The sequence below is a fragment of the Phyllobacterium sp. genome (genome assembly GCF_037994405.1).
In the GTDB taxonomy this organism is placed as follows: domain Bacteria; phylum Pseudomonadota; class Alphaproteobacteria; order Rhizobiales; family Rhizobiaceae; genus Phyllobacterium.
Window position 1 is genome coordinate 50,513 of record NZ_JBBNAN010000233.1, and the last position, 20,098, is coordinate 70,610.

The window sequence follows — 20,098 nt, forward strand, 5'->3', positions numbered from 1 at the left end:
GGGAAGGGACATCCTGCAACAGCCAGCTCCATATATGCGGAGCTGGCTAACCAAGGAGCACCAGCCATTCTTTCTTTCCTGCTCAGACGCGTCGCTCTATCGCTCATAACGCTCTTTCTGCTCAGCATAATGGTGTTTTTGGGCGGCCAGGTGCTGCCCGGAAACGTCGGCCGTGCCATATTGGGACCGCTCGCGGATATACGGGCCGTTGACGCACTCAATCACTCGCTTGGACTGGACCGGTCACTGCTCGTGCAATATTGGGACTGGATCTCCAGTTTCGTCCAGGGGGATATGGGCACGTCCTATATATTCCGCGCTCCAGTTGCTCCGTTCGTCGTCGAAGCGCTGGGTCATTCCATGAAGCTCGCGCTGGTCGCCTTCGTCATGGTCGTGCCATTGGGTATACTCGGCGGTATCATCGCTGCCCTGAATTACAATCGTCCGATTGACCGCATCATCAGCCTCGGCGGGCTATCAGCGACCGTACTGCCTGAGTTCGTTACCGGTATTATCTTTATTCTTGTCTTTGGTGTCTGGCTCAACTGGCTTCCTATCGCGGCAACCTGGCCGAAAGATGCGGGGTTTTTCACGCAGATCTATTATCTGATCCTGCCCGCACTGCCGCTCTTCCTGGTGCTGTTCGGCTATATTGCCCGCATGGCCCGTTCCGGCATGATTGAAGCGCTCGATTCCGATTATACGAGAACGGCGGTGCTAAAGGGTCTCCCATGGCGCACCGTCATCTGGCGGCATGTGCTGCGTAATGCGCTGCTTCCGACCATTACCGTGATTGCAACCCAGACCGGCTACCTGATCGGTGGTCTTGTCGTGGTCGAGACGCTGTTCCGTTATCAAGGAATCGGCTCGCTTATCTTCACGGCAGCTAGGGGCAAGGATTTCCCGATCCTTGAAGCCGGAATTCTGACGATCGGCATCGTCTATTCGGTAGCGACGCTGGTTGCCGACATTCTCTACTCGGTCCTCAACCCGCGTATTCGACTGGGGACGGAACAATGACCGCAATCGAAATAAAGCCACCGGAATTGCCCAGCGCAGTCAGCAAGCGCAGCCCCGCCACCGAGGTTGTTATTTCGCTTAGCCGTTCGGCAACCTTCCTGACCGGTCTTGCCATCGTGCTCTTCTGGGTTGTGTGCGCCCTTTTTGGCGAGCATTTCACGCCATATGATCCGCTTGCCGATGACATCATCAATTCGCTGATGCCGCCTTCCGCGGACCATTGGTTTGGCACGGATCAACTCGGACGCGATGTGTTCTCGCGTGTTATTGTCGGTTCGCGCGATATCCTGACTGTGGCGCCGCTCGCAACGCTTCTCGCCACAGTGGCTGGTACGACGCTTGGTCTTTTTACCGGCTATTTTCGCGGGTTGGTCGACGACATCATCAGCCGCGTGCTCGAAGCATTTATGGCCATTCCTGTTGTCATTGTTGCCCTCCTTGCAATCGTTGCGCTGGGCACATCGAAATCCACGGTCATCATCGTCATAGGGCTCAGTTTTTCACCAATCATTGCCCGCACGGTGCGCTCTGCGGTCCTTTCCGAACGCGAACTTGATTATGTCGCGGCCGCACAGCTGCGCCGGGAGAGCGCGCTACATACGATGTTTGTCGAGATACTGCCGAACGTGATACCGCCGATCCTCGTCGAAACGACAGTCCGGCTTGGCTATGCAATCTTTGCGGTTGCGACGCTCAGTTTCATGGGCTTTGGGATCCAGCCACCTTCGCCCGACTGGGGTCTAAGTATTTCCAGCAATTACGGCATGATCGGCGGTGGGTTCTGGTGGACTGTACTGTTCGACGCACTTGCCATTGCCTCGCTGGTCATTGGCGTCAATCTGGTGGCTGATGGGGTTCAGGGAGCGCTCAATGACTGAACCTTCCAGCACTGACAATGCACTTGAGTTGCACCACCTTTCCGTCGCCTACCGTGTTGGCAGGCGCAACAGGGCAGTCCTGCGCGACCTCAGCCTGACAATACGTCCGGGAGAAGCCTATGGCCTCGTCGGCGAGTCGGGTTGCGGCAAGTCTACTGTCGCCCTTTCTGTCGTGCGCTATCTTCCAAGAAACGGCGTGATCACTGCGGGTGAAATTTCGCTTGCTGGCCAGAATGTCATGAAGCTCGACAGCGAAGCGCTGCGCAGGATGCGGGCCGAGCACGTTTCGATGGTCTATCAGGATCCGGGCAAGGCACTCAATCCGTCGATCCGCATCGGGCGCCAACTGACCGAGATTTTCGAACTGCGCGGTATCACGGGGCAGGGGGCATCGGACCAGGCCATTGCCATGCTCAACCGCGTGCGCATTTCCGATCCCGTTCGCGTGATGCAGCGATATCCGCATCAGCTTTCTGGCGGCATGCAACAGCGTGTTGGCATCGCCATGGCGCTTGCCAATGATCCCACAATGCTGATCCTGGACGAGCCAACGACGGGACTTGATGCGACGGTTGAGGCGGAAGTGCTCGACCTGATTGCCAAGCTACGGCAGGAACTGTCCGCCTCAATCCTCTTTATCAGCCATAACCTCGCCGTCGTTTCCCGCATGTGCGACCGTGTGGGCGTCCTTTACGCCGGCATGCTGGTGGAGGAGGGGCCCACGGACGAGGTTTTCAACAATCCTCGTCATCCCTATACGGTCGCTTTGCTGCGTTGCCTGCCGCGAGGCGGACAGCGCAAGGACCAGATACGGCTCGACACAATTCCGGGTTTTCTTCCCGCACCTGGAGCGAAAATCAGCGGCTGCCCATTCGCTGATCGGTGTGCGCTTGCCGACAGCCGGTGCCACAATGAATTGCCACCGTTGCATGATCTTGGGGGCCGTCTTTCCCGGTGTCACTATCACGAGAAAGCACAAACGCTTCCACGCACAACACCCGGGAACATTGCCGCGCCCGTCATGAGCATTGCACCGGAACCTGTCTTGCGCATTGAGGGTCTCAACAAGACCTATGCCAGCCACGGCCATGCCTTGCGTGCCGTGAACGATATTTCGTTCGATCTGATGCCGGGCCAGACCCTCGGGCTTGTCGGGGAGTCCGGCAGCGGCAAGACGACCTTCGCCCGCCTGCTCCTCGGTCTCGTGCCTGCGGACACAGGCGGCGCTATCCACCTTGAGGGCAAGCCGCTGGCGCCGAGGCTTGAAAGCCGGTCAGCCGATCAGGTCAAGGCGATGCAGATCGTCTTCCAAAATCCCGATTCGGCGCTCAACCGGTCTCATTCGATCCGGCATATCCTGGGCCGGGCACTGCGGACACTGGCGGGCCTCAAAGGTTCCGCGCAACAAAAACGCCTTGTCGAGCTTGTCCGTTCCGTGCGGCTGACTGAGCGGCATTTGAGCGTAAAGCCCCGCCAACTTTCCGGCGGGTTGAAACAGAGAGTGGCGATCGCACGCGCCTTTGCCGGCGATCCGCGGATCGTTGTCTGTGACGAGCCAACATCTGCACTCGATGTTTCGGTGCAGGCGGCAATTCTCAATCTGCTGGCCGATCTGCAAACCAAGGAACGCGTCAGCTATATCTTCATCTCGCATGACCTGGCAGTGGTGCGTTACCTGTCGGATCAGATCGCAGTGCTGTATCTCGGCCGCATCATGGAGCTTGGGCCTTCGGAACGTGTGTTCTCGGGACCGCATCATCCTTATACCGAAGCATTGCTTTCTGCTGTTCCGAAACTGGACGAGACCGAGCAGGCTCGCGTCCGGCTCGATGGTGAAATTCCGAGCGCCATCAACCCGCCGACGGGATGCGTTTTCCACACGCGCTGCCCGCGCAAGATTGGCGCTGTTTGTGAGGAACGAGAGCCGCCACTGATCGATGCGGAACCCGGACACAAGATCCGCTGTCACATCCCTTACGAGGAACTTGCAAGGCTGCAAAAGAAGACAGACCAAACAAAGGAAATGACCGTATGACCGATCTTAGAACGTTGACGTTCGATGAAATCGAAACCCTTGCGATCAAAGCCTTGACCGCATCAAACGTCAGCGCACAAAACGCAGCGCCAGTCGCCAGATCGATTGCTGCGGCGGAACGTGACGGACAAGCCATTGTCGGGCTTTCATATTTGCCGACTTACTGCGACCATGCGGCTTGCGGCAAGGTCGATGGTCACGCACAGCCGCGCCTTGAAATGCTTTCCGCTGCGGCGCTCAGGATAGATGCAGCAACCGGCTTTGCCCACCCGGCGATCGCCTTAGGGTTGCAACCGCTTGTCCAGGCGGCACACCGTTGCGGCATCGCCGCCTTGTCTGTCGGCAATTCCTATGCCTGCGGTTCGCTAGGCTACTTTGTCGAAGAACTCGCAGCGCAGGGCCTCATTGCGCTTATGGCCGCCAATGCATCGCCCTCCATCGCGCCGTTCGGTGGACAGACGCCGTTCTTTGGCACCAATCCCCTGGCCTTTGGCGTCCCTCGTGAAGGACGCGAGCCCCTTGTCATCGACCAATCCTCAAGCGTCGTGGCCAAGGTCGCGGTGATCGACGCCTATAATCGCGGTGTCGCGCTGCCGGATGGCTGGGCGATCGACGCGAATGGCATGCCAACCAATGATGCCGCAGCAGCTATGGAGGGCAGCCTACTGCCGATTGGCGGCTATAAGGGCTTTGGGCTTGCCTTGATGGTCGATATTCTGGCCGCGGGCCTAACCCGTTCCCATTGGTCCTTCGAGGCATCATCGTTTGGTGATTGTGAAGGTGGACCACCACGCACTGGCCAGTTAATTGTCGCCATTGACCCAACGCTGTTGGGTGGCAACGACTTCGCGGGACGGCTGGAAGAGATGCTCAGCGCTTCCCAACAAACGCCAGCGGTACGCCTTCCCGGTGATCGCCGGCTCGAAGCGCGCAAGAGACATAAGGCCGGCATTGCAGTTGCCGCAGCCGCCGTCGAGACGGTCGAACGCTATGCCCGGGAAGGCTCGCCAATTCTGCCATCTTGAACTGGTCGGCGCTATCAGACCTTGACGTTTCCATGAGCAATGCAGTTAACGCATCTGCTCAATGTATTTGGCATGGAACCGTATGTATCCTGCTTCGGTCTGCTTGAGGTGCGTTTCGATCAACGCATGAAATTCCGGTAGCCGATAAAAGGGGACACCCGGATATGCGTGGTGTTCGGCATGATACGGCATGTTCCACGCGAGTTTGCGGACAAGCCAGGTCGTGGTGGTGGTCCTGCTGTTTTCCAGCATGTTTGCAACATAGGGACAGCGGCCGTGCTCGGCGAGAAGATAGAGACGAAGGAATGGCTGCCCCAATATCGCCGGTAGAACCCAGACGTAAAGGGGAGCGGACGTTTGCAGATAGATGGAAAGAACAAGCACGACGGCATAGCCTATCATCATTAGCCGCGCTTCGGCCCGGACTTTGGGGTGACCCTTCGGTGGAACGAAGGCATCGCTGCACTGTCCCGAAGCATTCTTTACGAGGGTCTTTATTTGGCTCCACCAGACCGGAATTCCGCAAAGGTGGACAAGATATTGCCGCACGGATTCTGGCTTGGGCGATGCGAGTTCAGGGTCGTTTTGCGGATCCTGGGTAAAGCGGTGATGCGCAAAGTGAAAATAGCGAAACCAGTCTGCTGGCAAAACGATCATAAAACTGCACACGCGCGCAACAATCTCGTTGACCCACTGCGTCCTGAAAGGCGTCCGGTGGATGGCCTCATGCAATAACGTGAACAGGAATACGATCAAGATGCCTTGAGGAAGCATGAGCAGCGGCCATATGGGTATTCGCATTGCAATAAGCCATCCGAGCAAAATGATGGCGCCCCAGTGTCCAGCAAGCTGAAGGAGACCTGGAAGGTCTGACTTGGCCGTTAGGTGATCGCGCTCCTTTGCTGTCAGTGCCGCGATGATGGTCCGATGATCCATGAAGCTTTCCCAAGCGGAGCATAGCTGTGTCTGAGATAAATCTTATGCGCCATTGAGGATTTTTGAAACGATGATTCCTGTCGGACACAAAATTCCCAAGCCAATCAAACAGAACTGGCTATATTGGCCGGGATGCAACGAGAAGCCCGATAAACAATGCAGAACGCACCGCATATCCTGGTCGTCGATGACGACACTGAAATCCGTTTGCTGCTTGAGCGATATTTGAATGAACAGGGATTTCGCGTGTCCGTGGCGGCCAGCCGGCAGGAATTCGAGACGCAGCTCGCGGCTCGCAATCCTGACCTTATCGTGCTGGACGTGTTGCTGCCTGATGGCTCAGGTCTCGATATCTGCCGTGCGTTGAGCGGCGAGCGTCAGCATATCCCGATAATCTTGTTAACCGCGCTAAAAGAGGACGTCGACCGGATCATTGGTCTCGAGATTGGGGCTGATGATTATCTCGGCAAGCCGTTCAATCCGCGTGAACTCACCGCCAGGATTAAGGCTGTCTTGCGGAGATCAAGCAACGGGAATCCGGCATGTGCGGAGATCGCGGCTTTTCACTTTGCCAATTTTGTCGTCGAGCCGGAGCTGCGCCGCGTCGCCAGGATCCATGGCGGGACTGTCGAACTTACGAGCGCCGAATTCGATCTTCTGAAAGTCTTTCTCGAAAGGGCGGGGAAGCTCCTGTCGCGTGATCAATTGCTTGATCTTACGCAGGGACGCAACCGTGACCCCTTGGATCGCTCTATTGACGTTCTGATGAGCCGCCTGAGACGAAAACTGGGCGATTGCGAATCTCAACCGCTGTTCAAGACGATACGCAATGGCGGTTATCAACTGACCGTCGCTGTGAAGATGATCATGGCCGCCCAATGAACTCGCTGCGCAACCGGATCGCTATCTTGCTTATTCTCGCAATCGTAACGGTTGTGACGTTGGCTACGCTTGCCGCCAATACAGCTCTGCGTCCTCCTTTGCCGCAAACGACAATGGAGCCCGTGGCACGGCAACTGCATCTTATCATTAAAATGATCGAGGCAGATCCGGCCGATGCGGTTACAGCGGGTGTGCGGTTGCAACAGGGACCGGCGACTGGCGCTCCGGAGGACATCTTGTCCGAATTGTTGGTCAAAGCATTGAGCCAAACGGGACGTTCGCGAACGGCGTTCATAACGCGAAACGAAGATCGCCCCGGTATCACGGCGTCTATAAAGCTTGAATCTGGACAATGGCTTATAGCCGACGTTCCTGATTTTTCACCGCAGCCAGGCCGTTGGAAAATTTTGGCCGGCTGGATCGTTCTCATCATATTTGGAAGTACCGCAGTGTCGGTTTTCGCCGCGTCCAAGATCACGAGGCCATTGCGCTTGTTAGACAACGCTGTTGCTGCCGTTGGGCCGGATGGCGTCCTACCGCATGTTCCGGAAATAGGATCCGGAGAGGTTCGCGCAACAGCGCAAACACTCAATCGGCTGTCCGATCGCCTCAAAACTGCAATGGAGAGCCGCATGCGGCTTGTTGCAGCGGCCGGCCATGATCTTCGCACACCAATGACCCGGATGAGGCTGCGCGCAGAGTTCCTGCCTGAAGACGCCGAACGGCAAAAATGGCTCAATGATCTGGAGGAGCTTAATACGATTGCCGACAGCGCCATTCGTCTGGTTCGCGAGGAAGCAGGCCACGATAATATCAAGGACACTCGGCTCGACCACGTCATCAACGAGATCGTGGAAGAACTGTCGGGTCTTGATATGAAAGTTGAAGCTCAAGGGATGAAAGCACTTTCCATCGGCGCCAGTCCAATGGCGCTAAAACGCGCGCTGCGGAACCTGATTATCAACGGTGCTACGCATGGAAAAGGCGCAAAAGTTGCCATGGAGCACCACGGTGATGTTGCCGTTGTAACGATTGCAGATAGCGGACCAGGCATTCCGTCAGAATTGCTCGACAGGGTCTTCGAGCCCTTCTTTCGCGTCGACATTTCCAGGCGCAAGGCAATTGCGGGTGCGGGTCTTGGGCTGGCAATTGCCAAGGAAATCATCGAACGCTTTGGCGGGACAATCACAGTTGCCAACAGGAAGCCAGCGGGACTTCTTCAGACGGTGTCGTTTAAAACACGATGAAGGTTTACCGTCACGGCTTTGCTGATATTGAAACAGCTTTTCGAAAGTCCAATCCCCTAATTCGAGGGACCGGTGTTACCAGAGGCAAACCCGTTCCACGTTGAGCCGATGTTCAGCCACGTATTCTTCGGCTGCAAACTCAAGAATCCGACGCTTCCCGACAGGGGTGCGGATCCGTGCTCGAAAACATTCTCGTAAAGGACCGTGTTGTATTTGCGTGAACTGCGGGGCGGCGGGGCGCGGAAGCGTCCATCGTAGGTCCACATCAGGTGGTAGGCATCGATGAAACCGTAGGGGAGGTCAGTAAATCTGTTTGCCTCAAACACGGTACCGTTGTAATCAGCGCCGTCGTAATTCCACGTCTCGTATTCCACGCCGATATGCGCCAGGTTGTTGAATGTGTTCTTGCGGTAGATGTTGCCAAGACCGCCCCAGACACCTGCAGTTCCAGAGCCCGTGAAGGTTGTACCGACGTAGAGCCCACTGTTGCTGTCGGCAATTGTGTTATTCGAATATTGCAGGAAATAGGGACTTAATCCGCGCGTCGACGCCAATGCCACAGTCATCATTCCATGGCGCATCTGGGAGATATGGTTGCTATCCACAATCGCATCGTAGACGTTGCCGTAAAGCAAGACGGCGGTCGAGTCAGAGTCGTGCTGGCGGTAGCTTGAGCGTCCCTGGAACGTATTGCCATAAATCGCAATCTGTGAAGCGGTCGCCGCCAGTGCAAATCGGCTCGATCGATCGGGAACGACACTCCACGGCTCGTCCAAAGTCGCCGTATTATTGCTTACTGAGATGATGTGACGGCGCTGTCCGGCGCCCCTTCCGGCGACGATAACCAAGTCTTCTCCTCCGGCTTTCGACGAAGGCGATAGTGAACTGAAGGAAACGGTATTCGCGCTGGCCTCTTTGAATCCATCCTTCAGCTCACTGCCGACGATCTCAAAGCAAATCTGTTCGCCCTTGTTGCAGTCCACCTTATTGCAGTCATGGGGCGCTGCCTGATGGGATATATTATCGCCCCAATACAGGTTCTTCATATTGCCGGCGTGCGCCTGTCCGACAAAGAACCGACCAATGCCGTGCCCGTCGTCCCGGGTTTCGTCGGCATTGGCAAGGTCGTTTCCAACCATGGAAAAGTCACGCCCGCCCCAGAGCGCAACGACGGACTCGCCGTAGCCCGTCATGCGAAACCGATTGTTGGACATGAAAATCTGTCGGCTGTTTCCATAAAAGGAACCGTTTTCAATCAGTTCGGACGAGTCGACATAAAGTCCCGAGGCGTCGTGCGCTTCCAGCGCCGCCACCCCCCACGCTTTAAGCCGCATGGACTGCAGCCGAAGATTTGAAGCTGACGGCACCCACAGCAGGGGGCGAGAATCAGTTTTGCCGTTGGCGTTTAGAGTGAGCTTTTCAAATTGCGCGTTCTGTTTGGCGTCAGCCACCATGCTGCTAGCGATGCTTTTGCTGAGTTGAATTTCCGTGAAATCCATGCCATCGCCCAGCCAGCGAACGTTGCTAGGTGCCTTGAGGGCGGATGCCACAAGGTAGGTTCCAGACGGAAAGTAAACGGTAGAAGGGGCGGAATTGCCAGCCGCAGACAAGGCCGCCTCGATCGCAGCGGTGTCGTTCGCAGAGCCGTTACCTGCAGCACCAAAACTCTTCACGTTAAAAACCTCCCGATCCTGACTGGCCCAGGGAGATTGGCCCAATATTTTTAGAGCCAAAGGCCCGCTCCAACCGAAACGGCCCCCATGGCCATTATGGATCCAGACTTCATAGGAGCCGGCTGCCAGATCGGGAATCTTGAAATCGACCTTGAAGGGATTGACCGCAGCCGCAGTTACATATCGCCCGACATTATGCGCAGGTTTGACATAGATGAATGATGCTGATTTGCCGTTGGCGTTTGAAAGATTGCGTCCGTAAACCGAAACCATCATGCCGGCAGCTGCATTGTCTGGGCCGAGCCACCATGCCTCAGTGCGATTGATGGCGAAGGCCTTGCTGCGCACTGCGTCGCGCTGCGGCCATATCAAGTACATCGACCAGGGAGGAAGTGAAGCCGGTAACAATATCGTCGCGGCCGTCTCATCGGCGCGCAATGCGTCGATCGAAACGACTGATCCACTTTTTGCAGATGGCGCTTGAGAAAACACATCGAAGCGAGATGAACCATCCAACTTCACCCCGGTCATTGAAACCGCCTCGTCGCGGTCGGCCGTTCTGGAAATCTCGGCAATGACGGGACCGGCGGTGCTAACGGTGTAGGCGGGCGGATCGAAGGCATCCGTGCCGTGGGGTAGTGCTGGTTCAGGGCTGGGAACAGGAAAGCCAAAATCGCCCGGTTCCGCGCCAGCTTGTGCCACCTGCCAGGACCTTTCCGGTGACGTGCCACGATCTGAAGAAATATTTCCCCATACTTCGCGGGAGTTTCCCAAGGACCACGGATTAACAGCTGCAGTCGCGCTCATGGTAAAACATGTCAGAACGACCCAAGCTGCGATCAGATACCGGCCAATGCAAAAAAGCAGATTGGTTCGGCCAAAGTGAAAGCGCCTGACATTCCATTGAGCTCCGCGCAGGGGAACAGTTCCGCTTGGTGGGGTTGAAATGCCTGGGAGCCGGGGCGACAGTGCGGCCGCATAGCACGGAGCCGTTGGCTCTGTTCGCATGGTATCCCCCCGACATGACCAGCCTTGACCAAATTGCGTGCACAATAGCATGATTTGAACGCCTGATGACAAACGGTTCGTTGTCAGGTGGTGCGATGACCGATTGATTTTGGGGTCTCGAACCGCACAAGCTCGCCGAGGCCCTCGTAGACATCCCTCCAATATTCGATGTCGAAGTCGATGACGACGAGCCCGGCTGTCGGGAATTTTCGTTGCAGTCGCGATATATCGGATTGGCGGCCATTTCCAACCAGTTTGAGTGCGAGCTCATGGAAGCCAGGATTGTGCCCAATGAGCAAAAGCACGTGGGCATCGGGTGAGGCTTGCCTGACGATTTCAAGAATTGTGGCTGGAGAGGCATCATACAAGCGGGGCTCGTCCTGCTGGATGACATTGTGCACAAGCTCAGCGCGCACCAGCTCCCAGGTTTTTCTCGCACGACGCGCGGTCGATACGATTGCGCAGTCGGGCAGGAGTCCTTCTTTGGCCATGTATGCGCCCATCGTTGGGCTCGCGCGTTGACCGCGTTTTGCAAGCGGGCGGTCGTGGTCATCAACACCGTCCGGCCAATCCGATTTGGCGTGACGAAGAAGCATTAGCCGGTGCATCAGCACATTCTCCTCAATCGACCTCACATCATACCGTTGTTGCATTGAATGTACGGGTTCGTCCATTATGTAGTTCGAACCAGTGTAGCGCGGATAGAATCAAACATGTCATCGTCAACGTCTCTCAGAAAACGCTCGTCTGCGAGCGAGCGTAGCCGCACCAACGATCCGGATCGTACCAAGGCCGATATACTTGCGGTTGCGACAGAAGAATTTGCAGCCTACGGCCTCAGTGGTGCGCGGGTTGATGCTATTGCCGAACGGACGCGCACGTCAAAGCGCATGATCTATTATTATTTCGGCGGCAAGGATGGGCTTTACCTCGCGGTACTTGAGAAGGCCTACGCCGATATCCGGGCAATCGAATCTGCGCTGGAGCTCGATCTTCTCGACCCGGTCGAGGCCTTGCGACGCGTCATCGATCAGACGTTTGAGAACGACGACAGCCATACGGATTTCGTACGGCTCGTCACGATCGAAAACATTAATCAGGGCAAGCATCTTGCTGAGGCGTCGTCCATCCGCGAAATCAACTTGCGCATTATCCAGATCATCGAGGCGATTCTGGAGCGCGGCCGCGCTTCGGGTCTGTTTCGGTCGGACCTCGAGCCTGTCGATGTCCACATGATGATCAGTGCATTTTGCTTCTTCCGCGTCGCCAACCGCCACACCTTTGGTGCGATACACCGTGTCGATCTGTCGGAACCTGGGCGACGCCAGAAGCACAAACAGATGATCGCTGACGCAGTCATTGGTCTGCTTCAGCAAAAGTAGCTGGCGGGGAGTTCGTCCCCGCCAGCCTCTTTCGGTCAGGCACTGACGCTCGCCGGCTTCTTGCCCAGGTCCTGCATCGGTGTCCGATAGGTTTCAAGGGCCGTCATCGCGGAGATTGCGGCAACGATTGCTGTCACCGAAGTAAATGCCGCAACCGGAACCCAACCATTCGGCCCTGTGCCGAGCAGAGCTGCGCTGATGGTCGGCGCGAACCCGCCAAGCGCAAAGCCGATCTGTGTGCCGATCGCCATCCCTGAGAGCCGGACGCGTGTATCGAACATCTCACCGTAGAGCGCCGGCCACACACCGTTGGAGGCACTGTAGACGATGCCGGACAGCAGAATGCCAAGGACGAAGACCAGTGGCAGATTGCCTTGGCTGATCGCCCAGATATATGGCCAGATCAGCACGGCACAGCCGAGCGCCCCAAATATGAAGACGGGTTTGCGCCCGATGCGATCCGCGAGCGACGCCCAAAGAGGGATCGCACCAAGCGCCACCAGATTGGCAAGCACAAGTACTGTCAGCATGGTCGATCGGTCGATCTGCATCGTGTTGACCGCGTAAGAGAGCGTGAACACGCTGAAAATCGTGCTCACGACGGAGATCAGTGCGGCGAAAATGATGCGTAGAACGTCGGCCCAATTGTTGCCGAAGAGAGTGATCAATGGCAGTTTGGCCGTCTCGTGCTTCTTGGCTTCTTCGATAAACACTGGCGTTTCCGGCAAGGAGCGGCGCACCCAGAAGCCGACGATGACGACGGCAAGACTAAGGAAGAAGGGAATACGCCAGGCCCATGACAACAGGTCTGCCTCCGGCAGTTTCGCAATGGGTATAAAGACGAGCGTTGCCAAAATGAGCCCGGCCTGCGTGCCGCTGAGCGTGAAGCTGGTAAAGAATGCCCGCCGGTTGGGCGGCGCGTGCTCCAGCGTCATTGAATTCGCGCCGGCCTGCTCACCTGCCGCGGAAATGCCCTGCAAAAGACGGGCGATCACCAGAAGGATCGGTGCGAGGATGCCGACATGATCATAGGTCGGCAGGCAGCCTATGATGAAGGTCGAGAAACCCATCAGGAGCAGTGTAAAGGTCAAGACCTTCTTGCGGCCGAACTTGTCACCGATATGACCAAGAATGACGGCGCCAAATGGTCTGGCAATATAGGCGACGCCAAAGGTCGCGAACGAAGCGATAGCAGCGGCTTGCGGATCGGCTGCCGAAAAGAAAATCTTCGGAAAGATCAAGGCCGCGGCCGTGCCATAAATAAAGAAATCATAATATTCGACGGCACTTCCGATCCAGCTCGCAAGCGCGGCTTTCCCGGGTGCTTTCACACCTGTTATTGGTTGATGCATGGACGTCTCCTCCTCGTCAAGGCTATAACTGGTTGACCCGGCTCAGGTTGCGGCCTCCTTCGCTCCTGAGCCGAGTTGGATGAAATGGCGCAACATGCGCTCATGGTCGGGCTTCACCCCGGTAAATAGGCGAAAGGCTTCGACAGCCTGGAAAACCGCCATGCCGCCGCCATCGAGTGTGCGGCAACCAATGCGGCGTGCTTCGCGAAGTAGCGCAGTTTCAAGCGGAAAATAGACGATCTCCGCCACCCAGAGCTCCTGCCGGAGCAAATCGACGGGCAGTGGCAATCCCGGGTACTTGTCCATACCGGTCGGGGTGCAGTGCACCAGACCGTCGGCCTTGACCATATCTGCTTTGAGATCGTTTGAGATACGCACGCGGTGGACCCCGAAGCGTTCGAAGCGATCGTTGAGTGCTGCAGCCACGTCTTGCGCCCGCGATCTGTCTTGGTCTGCAAGGATGAGTTCGCGAACGCCAAGCGTCATCAGAGCATGGGCCACTGCCGCGCCTGCACCACCGGCGCCGAGTTGCACGACAGACGACAGACCAGCACCCGGTAGGCCTCGCTTGAAACTTTCCGAAAAGCCCCACCAATCCGTATTGTGGCCAATGCGGCGACCGTTGCTCAGAACGACTGTATTGACTGCGCCGAGCGCGGCTGCATCGGGTGAGAGCTCATCGAGATAGGGAATAATGGCCTGCTTGCAGGGATGGGTGACATTCAGTCCGGCAAAGCCCATGCGTTCTGCCGCAGTCAGCAGTTCCGGAAGGGCTTCAGGACCTATCGCGAGATGCTCAAGATCGATGCTTTGGTACATGAGGCGCAAGCCTTGTTCGTCTCCCTCACGCTCATGCATCGGCGGCGTGCGCGATGCCTGGATTCCCGCACCGACAAGGCCAAGGAGAAAGCGGGAATTTCCCGGGTGGACCTTCGTTTGATGGATCATGGATTGACCTTTTCAAGGAGAACGGCAAGGCGGCGTAGCGCCAGCGTGTAACCTTGCGTGCCGCAGCCGCAGATCACACCGGTCGCGACATGCGACACATAGCTGTGGTGGCGGAATGGTTCACGCCTATGGATATTGGAGATATGCACTTCGATGATCGGGCACGAACATGCTGCAAGCGCATCCATGAGCGCGACGGAAGTATGTGAATAGCCTGCGGGATTAATGACAATACCTTTAACAGTTTCACGCGCCTCATGCAGCCAGGCGATCAGTTCGTGCTCGGCATTGCTCTGGCGAAAATCCACCGACAGTCCAAGGTCGGCTGCCACGCGCAGGCATTGTTCCTCGACATCATCAAGCGTTTCATGACCGTAAATTTCTGGTTGCCGTTTTCCGAGCAGGTTCAGATTGGGCCCATTGAGAACAAGGATCTGGTGGACGCTCATCATAGGGCTAAACCCGCCAATGGCTGATAATGCCCTGTGCCAGCACAATTCATTCTTATGTCTCCTCCCGAATATGCCCTTGGCTGAGGCCTTGGTTCTCAGCGGCGGTCTTGACGCATAATGTACGAACTGGTACGTTCATGTCAATAGGGCCGCGAAATCGCCACGCTTGGCGACCATAAGACGGTCTTCTGCGATGGTATCCACATAGCCAAGGGAGAGGCCCGGATGAACCCAGTCGTCATTGCAGTCGCGATCACCGGATCGGTGCCTCGCAAGAAAGACAACCCAGCCGTCCCGATCACACCATCAGAACAGATTGAATCGACGCACGAGGCTTATGAGGCTGGAGCGTCGCTCGTGCACATTCATGTCCGCAATGACGACGAGAGCGCGTCCTCGGATCCAGAACGGTTCGCGGCAGTGCAGGCGGGCATCGTCAAATATTGCCCTGGAATGATCGTGCAGTTTTCGACGGGCGGGCGCGGCCGTGATCCCGGCCAGCGCGGTTCCTCGCTTTACCTCAAGCCGGACATGGCTTCGCTGTCGACGGGATCTGTGAATTTCCCGACCATCGTCTACGAAAACCACGCGGTGCTCGTCAGGGACCTTGCAGGCAAAATGTGCGACAACGGTATCCGGCCGGAGATTGAAATCTTCGATCTGTCCCATCTGCATGGAGCACGTCGGCTGGTCGAAGCCGGACTTATGGACGATCATCCACATGTCCAGTTCGTGATGGGCGTCGAAAATGCGCTGCCGGCTGACGAACATCTGCTTGATCTTCTGCTGGGAGAACTACGCCGGATATTGCCCAAAGCGACCTGGACTGCCGCTGGCATTGGCCGTTTCCAGGCGCAGGTGATGCAATGGGCTCTCCAGCGCAAGGCAGATGCGGTGCGCACCGGCCTTGAGGATAATATCCGCGTCACGAAGGAGCGCCTGGCTCGAAATAACGCCGAACTGGTCGAGATTGCCGTCGATATGATTATGCGCCATGGACGCCGTGTTGCAACCTGTGATGAGGCACGCGCCATCCTAAGCTTGTCAAATAAAAAGTGGGGTGCAGCATGAAAACCTCCATAGCGACGGTTTCGCTGAGTGGTGAGCTGCCGGAAAAGCTGGATGCCATTGCGCAAGCTGGTTTTGACGGCGTGGAGATATTCGAGAACGATTTTCTGGCCTTTGACGGCAGCGCGCGCGATGTGGGCCGGATGGTCCGCGATCACGGGCTTGAGATCACGCTGTTCCAGCCGTTCCGGGATTTTGAAGGCATGCCCGAACCGCAGCGGTCCCGCACATTCGATCGGGCGGAGCGCAAATTCGATGTGATGCAGGAGCTGGGTACGGACCTCGTCCTCGTCTGCTCCAATGTCTCGCCGATTGCCCTTGGCGGTTTGGACCGCGCTGCCACGGATTTCCGCGAACTGGGAGAGCGCGCGGCCAAGCGCGGCTTGCGCGTTGGTTACGAGGCGCTTGCCTGGGGCCGGCACATCAATGACCACCGCGATGCCTGGGAGATCGTCCGGCGCGCCGATCACGCCAATATCGGCCTGATCCTCGACAGCTTCCACACGCTTGCCCGCAAGATCGACGTGAACTCCATCCGCTCGATCCCCAAGGAGAAAATCTTCATCATCCAGCTGGCGGATGCGCCGCTGATCGACATGGATCTCCTCTACTGGAGCCGCCACTACCGCAACATGCCGGGCGAGGGGGATCTTCCGGTTCTCGACTTCATGCGCTCGGTCGCAGCCACCGGCTATGACGGCTATCTGTCGCTCGAAATCTTCAACGACCTGTTCCGCGGCGGTTCCACCCGATCGATCGCCATCGATGGCCACCGCTCGCTGATCTATCTCGGCGATCAGGTGAAACGCAGCGAGCCCGACATCGCCATGACCGTTCCGGACATGCCCGGACCCGTCGAGGTCAACGGCGTTGAATTCGTCGAGTTTGCGGCCAATGAGGAGGACGCGGAGGAACTTGCATCGCTCTTAAGAACATTGGGCTTCCGCAAGACCGGTAAGCACAAGACCAAAGAGGTGGGCCGCTACAGCCAGGGCAGCATCAATCTGGTGATCAACACCGAACGGGAAGGTTTTGCCCACTCGTCCTATGCCGTCCACGGCACGTCGGCCTATGCGCTCGGTCTCAACGTGGCGGATGCCGGCGCCACGCTCGAACGTGCCCGGGCGCTTGGAGCAGAACAGTTCGGGCAGAGTGTCGGACCATCTGAAATCGGGATGCCGGCCATCCGCGGCGTTGGCGGTGGGGTTCTCTATTTTGTCGACGGCAAGTCGGAGCTGAAGAACATCTGGGCGATCGAGTTCGAACCCGTCGAGGATGACATTGCAACAAAGGATGCCGGACTGCTGCAGTTCGACCACGTCGCGCAGACGATGAATTTCGATGAGATGCTGACCTGGCTCCTCTTCTACACATCGATCCTCAAGGCGAGGAAGACGCCGATGGTGGATATCATCGATCCGGCCGGCATCGTGCGCAGTCAGGTCGTCGAAAACGAAACGGGTACGCTGCGCATCACCATGAACGGTGCAGAAAACCGCCGCACGCTTGCTGGCCACTTCCTTGCCGAGAAGTTTGGATCGAGCGTACAGCACTTGGCCTTCAGGACCGACGATATCTTCAAGACCGCAGCGGCGCTGAAAGCCAACGGCTTTGTGCCGCTGCAGATTTCGCCCAACTATTACGACGATATCGAAGCGCGCTTCGGCCTTGATCCCGACCTTTCGGACCGGCTCAAGGAAGCCAATATTCTCTATGACCGCGACGAGAGCGGCGAGTATTTGCAGCTCTATAGCCCGAACTATGGCGAAGGTTTCTTCTTCGAGATCGTCGAACGCAAAGGCTACAGGGGCTATGGCGCTCCCAATGCCATCTTCCGCATCGCTGCCCAAAAACGTTACATCCGGCCGCAGGGCATGCCAAGAACCCGTTAGAAAACCTGGTTCTCACAACAGCCTCCGAGGATAGATGCCGCGGTAAAGCACTGCCTGTGGGAAAACTTGGTCTTGTCAGTTGTAGGATGATATGTATAGGTTAGTGCAACTTCCCTCATGAGTGGTTGGCAACCATGGTAAAAAGACGCTCTCCCGCGATTGGCACTGTGCACGCTCTGCCACACCGTGTTGCCGCCATACTCGGTAAAGAAATATCCTCTGGCGCGTTGTCGCCAGGTACCCGATTGCCAACTGAACAGCAGCTTACCGAGAAATTCGGCGTCAGCAGAAATGTGATCCGTGAGGCGATTGCCCAATTGCGTGCCGACGGCATGATCGAGGCACGCCAAGGTATCGGTGCGTTCGTCCTAGGGCCGGAGCAGCGAGCTTCCATTCGTATCGATGGCGACGCCTTGAAGAACGTCAACAATATGGAGCGCCTTTTCGAGTTGCGCTGCATTCTCGAGGTCGAGGCCGCGACCCTTGCTGCTGCACGGCGCGACGTCTCTCATCTGGAAGCAATCAGCGCAGCACTCGATCGTATGAGCGGTGAGGAGCGCTGGGAAGAGGGCAGTATCGATGCGGATCTTGCCTTTCATCGCGAAATTGCGCGGGCGACCGGCAACGAATACATCCACACTTTCATTTCCTTCGTGTGCGAGCAGATCCGCCGTTCAATTGAATATGCAAGGGTGACAAATCCTCTGCAGGACCTGATCGAGATCAATGTCGGTGAACACGTCCGTATTTACGAGGCATTGGTCAAAGGCGATCCCGAAGAGGCAGGCATCGCAATGCGGGCTCATATTGTCGGGGCGGCGCAAAGGGTAGGGGTAACGCTGCCACTCAAGCATGATGCAGCCCATCAGTCGGTTGCCAACAGGAATTGAGAACATGCACTTTGGGCAAGAAGTCAAAATCAAGGACGTCTGTTTGCTGGTCGAAGACATTGAGCGGACGGTTGATTTTTACGTCAACAAGCTCGGCTTCAAAATGCGCCGGCGCGCTGAAGGGTTCGCGGATTTTCACAATGGTGGCGTGATACTGGCTGCGTGGGAGCTCGGCCATATCAATGCCCATACGGGGGTCTCCAGTCGCGTTAGCCCGCGGGGCGCGCACAAGGTCTGTATCGCCGTGGAACTCGGATCGCCCGAAGAAGTAGACGGATACTACAAGTCACTGACAGCAAATGGCGTCCCTTTCTACGGCGAGCCCGCAAACCACGTTTGGAACGCACGCTGCGCCTATTTCACTGATCCGGACGATACGCTTTGGGAGCTCTATGCCTGGCTCAAAGGAGGGCCAGGCGACTATCACGAAGAGCATGCAAAATAACCAAGCGAGGGCCAAATCGAAAGGCTGGCCCGAAAGCATCCTAGAACGATAAACAGGAGCAAAAACAATGAGTGGGAACAATATCGAATTCAATCGCCGATCTTTCCTTCAAACAGGATTGGCAGGGCTGGCCGCTTTTTCACCTGGGATCCACCTTGTGATGTCCAGCGATGCCCGGGCGGCAGGCAAGGTGGTGATCCAGTATGACTGGCTGATCTCGAACGGCCAGATCGGTGATGTAATCGCCCTGGAAAACGGATACTTCAAGGAGGCCGGACTCGAGGTTGAGTTCAGTCCGGGCGGACCCAACGCATCGACAGTGCCGCCGGTCGTGTCGGGTTCCGCGCTCGTTGGCCAGTTTTCCGAAACGCCGCAATTGTTCAGCGCAAGGGCCAATGGTGTGCCGGTCAAGCTCATTGCCTGCGGTTATCGAACAGGACCATATGCGTTTACGTCAAAACCCTCAAAACCACTGCGTTCGGTTGCTGACCTGAAGGGCCTGCGCATTGGCGTACAGCCCACCGCTCGCTTTGTTATCGATGCCATCGCGGCCAAGAACAATATCGACATCAATGAACTGACGATCGTCAATGTTGGCTTCGACAAGACGCCGCTTATGCGCGGCGATGTTGACGCCATCGGCGGCTGGATTACCAACACGCAGGCGCTGAGCGTGGTGGGCGATGATCGTATTGACCTGCTGGTTCGCGATATGGGGCTCCAGTCCTACGCGGACGCCTATTTTGCAACCGACAGCGCCATCGAAAGCGACCCCGATACGTTGGCCCGGTTCATTGGTGCTGTCGGCGAGGGGTGGCGGTGGACGCATGCCAATCCCCAGGACGCTGTTGGCAAACTGGTCTCCGCTCATCCCGAACTCGACAAGGCGTGGGAACTCAAGACCATTGATCTGGTGCTCAAACTCAGTTTCGATGCCAATACCGCCAAAGAGGGTTGGGGCACTT

The 20,098-nt window shown here is 56.9% G+C and carries 18 protein-coding genes; 12 read left to right on the plus strand and 6 right to left on the minus strand.

Annotation, left to right across the window (positions count from 1 at the left end):
• The first annotated feature begins 78 nt into the window (after positions 1-78).
• Genes AAAC48_RS12900 through AAAC48_RS12915 form a run of 4 tightly spaced genes read left to right on the plus strand, consistent with a single transcriptional unit; the run spans position 79 to position 4,958 of the window.
• Entirely contained in the window at positions 79-1,020 is a 942-nt protein-coding gene (locus AAAC48_RS12900; protein ID WP_340654569.1) for an ABC transporter permease, read from the plus strand.
• Positions 1,017-1,898, plus strand: a complete 882-nt coding sequence (locus AAAC48_RS12905; protein ID WP_340654549.1) for an ABC transporter permease — start codon at positions 1,017-1,019, stop codon at positions 1,896-1,898. Before AAAC48_RS12900 ends, AAAC48_RS12905 begins: the two co-directional genes overlap by 4 nt.
• Complete coding sequence (locus AAAC48_RS12910) at positions 1,891-3,933, plus strand: ABC transporter ATP-binding protein (RefSeq protein WP_340654550.1); 2,043 nt, start codon at positions 1,891-1,893, stop codon at positions 3,931-3,933. Before AAAC48_RS12905 ends, AAAC48_RS12910 begins: the two co-directional genes overlap by 8 nt.
• A complete protein-coding gene (locus tag AAAC48_RS12915; protein ID WP_340654551.1) occupies positions 3,930-4,958 on the plus strand; it encodes an Ldh family oxidoreductase in 1,029 nt (342 codons plus the stop codon). Before AAAC48_RS12910 ends, AAAC48_RS12915 begins: the two co-directional genes overlap by 4 nt.
• A gap of 45 nt (positions 4,959-5,003) precedes the next feature.
• On the opposite strand, the gene AAAC48_RS12920 is transcribed toward AAAC48_RS12915, so the two are convergent.
• The gene (locus tag AAAC48_RS12920; protein ID WP_340654552.1) at positions 5,004-5,894 is read right to left on the minus strand and encodes a fatty acid desaturase family protein; all 891 of its coding nucleotides are present in this window, start codon (positions 5,892-5,894) and stop codon (positions 5,004-5,006) included.
• Between the two features lie 156 nt (positions 5,895-6,050).
• Between AAAC48_RS12920 and AAAC48_RS12925 the strand changes: the two genes are divergently transcribed.
• A complete protein-coding gene (locus AAAC48_RS12925) occupies positions 6,051-6,776 on the plus strand; it encodes a response regulator (RefSeq protein WP_340654553.1) in 726 nt (241 codons plus the stop codon).
• Positions 6,773-8,023, plus strand: coding sequence for an ATP-binding protein (locus AAAC48_RS12930; RefSeq protein ID WP_340654554.1), 1,251 nt, complete (start codon positions 6,773-6,775; stop codon positions 8,021-8,023). The genes AAAC48_RS12925 and AAAC48_RS12930 overlap by 4 nt, the downstream gene beginning before the upstream one ends.
• Positions 8,024-8,079: 56 nt before the next feature.
• On the opposite strand, the gene AAAC48_RS12935 is transcribed toward AAAC48_RS12930, so the two are convergent.
• Positions 8,080-10,503 carry a glycosyl hydrolase family 28-related protein gene (locus AAAC48_RS12935; RefSeq protein ID WP_340654555.1) on the minus strand — a complete coding sequence of 808 codons (2,424 nt, stop codon included), beginning with the start codon at positions 10,501-10,503 and terminating at the stop codon, positions 8,080-8,082.
• 284 nt (positions 10,504-10,787) lie between these two features.
• Positions 10,788-11,312: a histidine phosphatase family protein gene (locus AAAC48_RS12940; RefSeq protein WP_340654556.1), complete on the minus strand. Its 525-nt coding sequence runs from the start codon at positions 11,310-11,312 to the stop codon at positions 10,788-10,790.
• 105 nt (positions 11,313-11,417) lie between these two features.
• Here AAAC48_RS12940 and AAAC48_RS12945 point away from each other — a divergent pair, with 105 nt between their 5' ends.
• Entirely contained in the window at positions 11,418-12,086 is a 669-nt protein-coding gene (locus AAAC48_RS12945; protein WP_340654557.1) for a TetR/AcrR family transcriptional regulator, read from the plus strand.
• A 35-nt stretch (positions 12,087-12,121) separates the two neighbouring features.
• Here the strand turns inward: AAAC48_RS12945 and AAAC48_RS12950 are convergent, their stop codons facing one another.
• The 3 genes from AAAC48_RS12950 to aroQ are packed head-to-tail and all read right to left on the minus strand — an operon-like array spanning position 12,122 to position 14,835.
• On the minus strand, positions 12,122-13,438 hold the full coding sequence (locus AAAC48_RS12950) for an MFS transporter (RefSeq protein ID WP_340654558.1): 1,317 nt from the start codon (positions 13,436-13,438) through the stop codon (positions 12,122-12,124).
• 42 nt (positions 13,439-13,480) lie between these two features.
• Positions 13,481-14,386 carry a shikimate dehydrogenase gene (locus AAAC48_RS12955; protein WP_340654559.1) on the minus strand — a complete coding sequence of 302 codons (906 nt, stop codon included), beginning with the start codon at positions 14,384-14,386 and terminating at the stop codon, positions 13,481-13,483.
• On the minus strand, positions 14,383-14,835 hold the full coding sequence (aroQ, locus tag AAAC48_RS12960) for a type II 3-dehydroquinate dehydratase (protein WP_340654570.1): 453 nt from the start codon (positions 14,833-14,835) through the stop codon (positions 14,383-14,385). The genes AAAC48_RS12955 and aroQ overlap by 4 nt, the downstream gene beginning before the upstream one ends.
• Before the next feature lie 228 nt (positions 14,836-15,063).
• On the opposite strand from aroQ, the gene AAAC48_RS12965 reads away from it, so the two are divergent.
• From AAAC48_RS12965 to AAAC48_RS12985, 5 genes are all read left to right on the plus strand, one after another.
• Positions 15,064-15,909, plus strand: coding sequence for a 3-keto-5-aminohexanoate cleavage protein (locus tag AAAC48_RS12965; RefSeq protein WP_340654560.1), 846 nt, complete (start codon positions 15,064-15,066; stop codon positions 15,907-15,909).
• The gene (locus AAAC48_RS12970; protein ID WP_340654561.1) at positions 15,906-17,798 is read left to right on the plus strand and encodes a TIM barrel protein; all 1,893 of its coding nucleotides are present in this window, start codon (positions 15,906-15,908) and stop codon (positions 17,796-17,798) included. Before AAAC48_RS12965 ends, AAAC48_RS12970 begins: the two co-directional genes overlap by 4 nt.
• Before the next feature lie 134 nt (positions 17,799-17,932).
• Positions 17,933-18,688 (plus strand): FadR/GntR family transcriptional regulator, encoded by a 756-nt coding sequence (locus AAAC48_RS12975; protein WP_340654562.1) that lies wholly within the window; start codon positions 17,933-17,935, stop codon positions 18,686-18,688.
• 4 nt (positions 18,689-18,692) lie between these two features.
• Positions 18,693-19,133: a VOC family protein gene (locus AAAC48_RS12980; RefSeq protein WP_340654563.1), complete on the plus strand. Its 441-nt coding sequence runs from the start codon at positions 18,693-18,695 to the stop codon at positions 19,131-19,133.
• A 67-nt stretch (positions 19,134-19,200) separates the two neighbouring features.
• Positions 19,201-20,098: ABC transporter substrate-binding protein (locus tag AAAC48_RS12985; RefSeq protein WP_340654564.1), on the plus strand; the 898-nt coding region annotated here is incomplete at its 3' end.

Excerpts from the sequence above, each read along its gene's own strand:
- aroQ (WP_340654570.1), bottom strand. The coding sequence starts at position 14,835 with ATGAGCGTCCACCAGATCCTTGTTCTCAATGGGCCCAATCTGAACCTG.
- AAAC48_RS12905 (WP_340654549.1), top strand. The coding sequence starts at position 1,017 with ATGACCGCAATCGAAATAAAGCCACCGGAATTGCCCAGCGCAGTCAGC.
- AAAC48_RS12910 (WP_340654550.1), top strand. The coding sequence starts at position 1,891 with ATGACTGAACCTTCCAGCACTGACAATGCACTTGAGTTGCACCACCTT.
- AAAC48_RS12980 (WP_340654563.1), top strand. The coding sequence starts at position 18,693 with ATGCACTTTGGGCAAGAAGTCAAAATCAAGGACGTCTGTTTGCTGGTC.
- AAAC48_RS12920 (WP_340654552.1), bottom strand. The coding sequence starts at position 5,894 with ATGGATCATCGGACCATCATCGCGGCACTGACAGCAAAGGAGCGCGAT.
- AAAC48_RS12975 (WP_340654562.1), top strand. The coding sequence starts at position 17,933 with ATGGTAAAAAGACGCTCTCCCGCGATTGGCACTGTGCACGCTCTGCCA.
- AAAC48_RS12945 (WP_340654557.1), top strand. The coding sequence starts at position 11,418 with ATGTCATCGTCAACGTCTCTCAGAAAACGCTCGTCTGCGAGCGAGCGT.
- AAAC48_RS12935 (WP_340654555.1), bottom strand. The coding sequence starts at position 10,503 with ATGAGCGCGACTGCAGCTGTTAATCCGTGGTCCTTGGGAAACTCCCGC.
- AAAC48_RS12950 (WP_340654558.1), bottom strand. The coding sequence starts at position 13,438 with ATGCATCAACCAATAACAGGTGTGAAAGCACCCGGGAAAGCCGCGCTT.
- AAAC48_RS12970 (WP_340654561.1), top strand. The coding sequence starts at position 15,906 with ATGAAAACCTCCATAGCGACGGTTTCGCTGAGTGGTGAGCTGCCGGAA.
- AAAC48_RS12940 (WP_340654556.1), bottom strand. The coding sequence starts at position 11,312 with ATGCACCGGCTAATGCTTCTTCGTCACGCCAAATCGGATTGGCCGGAC.
- AAAC48_RS12955 (WP_340654559.1), bottom strand. The coding sequence starts at position 14,386 with ATGATCCATCAAACGAAGGTCCACCCGGGAAATTCCCGCTTTCTCCTT.
- AAAC48_RS12965 (WP_340654560.1), top strand. The coding sequence starts at position 15,064 with ATGAACCCAGTCGTCATTGCAGTCGCGATCACCGGATCGGTGCCTCGC.
- AAAC48_RS12925 (WP_340654553.1), top strand. The coding sequence starts at position 6,051 with ATGCAGAACGCACCGCATATCCTGGTCGTCGATGACGACACTGAAATC.
- AAAC48_RS12915 (WP_340654551.1), top strand. The coding sequence starts at position 3,930 with ATGACCGATCTTAGAACGTTGACGTTCGATGAAATCGAAACCCTTGCG.
- AAAC48_RS12930 (WP_340654554.1), top strand. The coding sequence starts at position 6,773 with ATGAACTCGCTGCGCAACCGGATCGCTATCTTGCTTATTCTCGCAATC.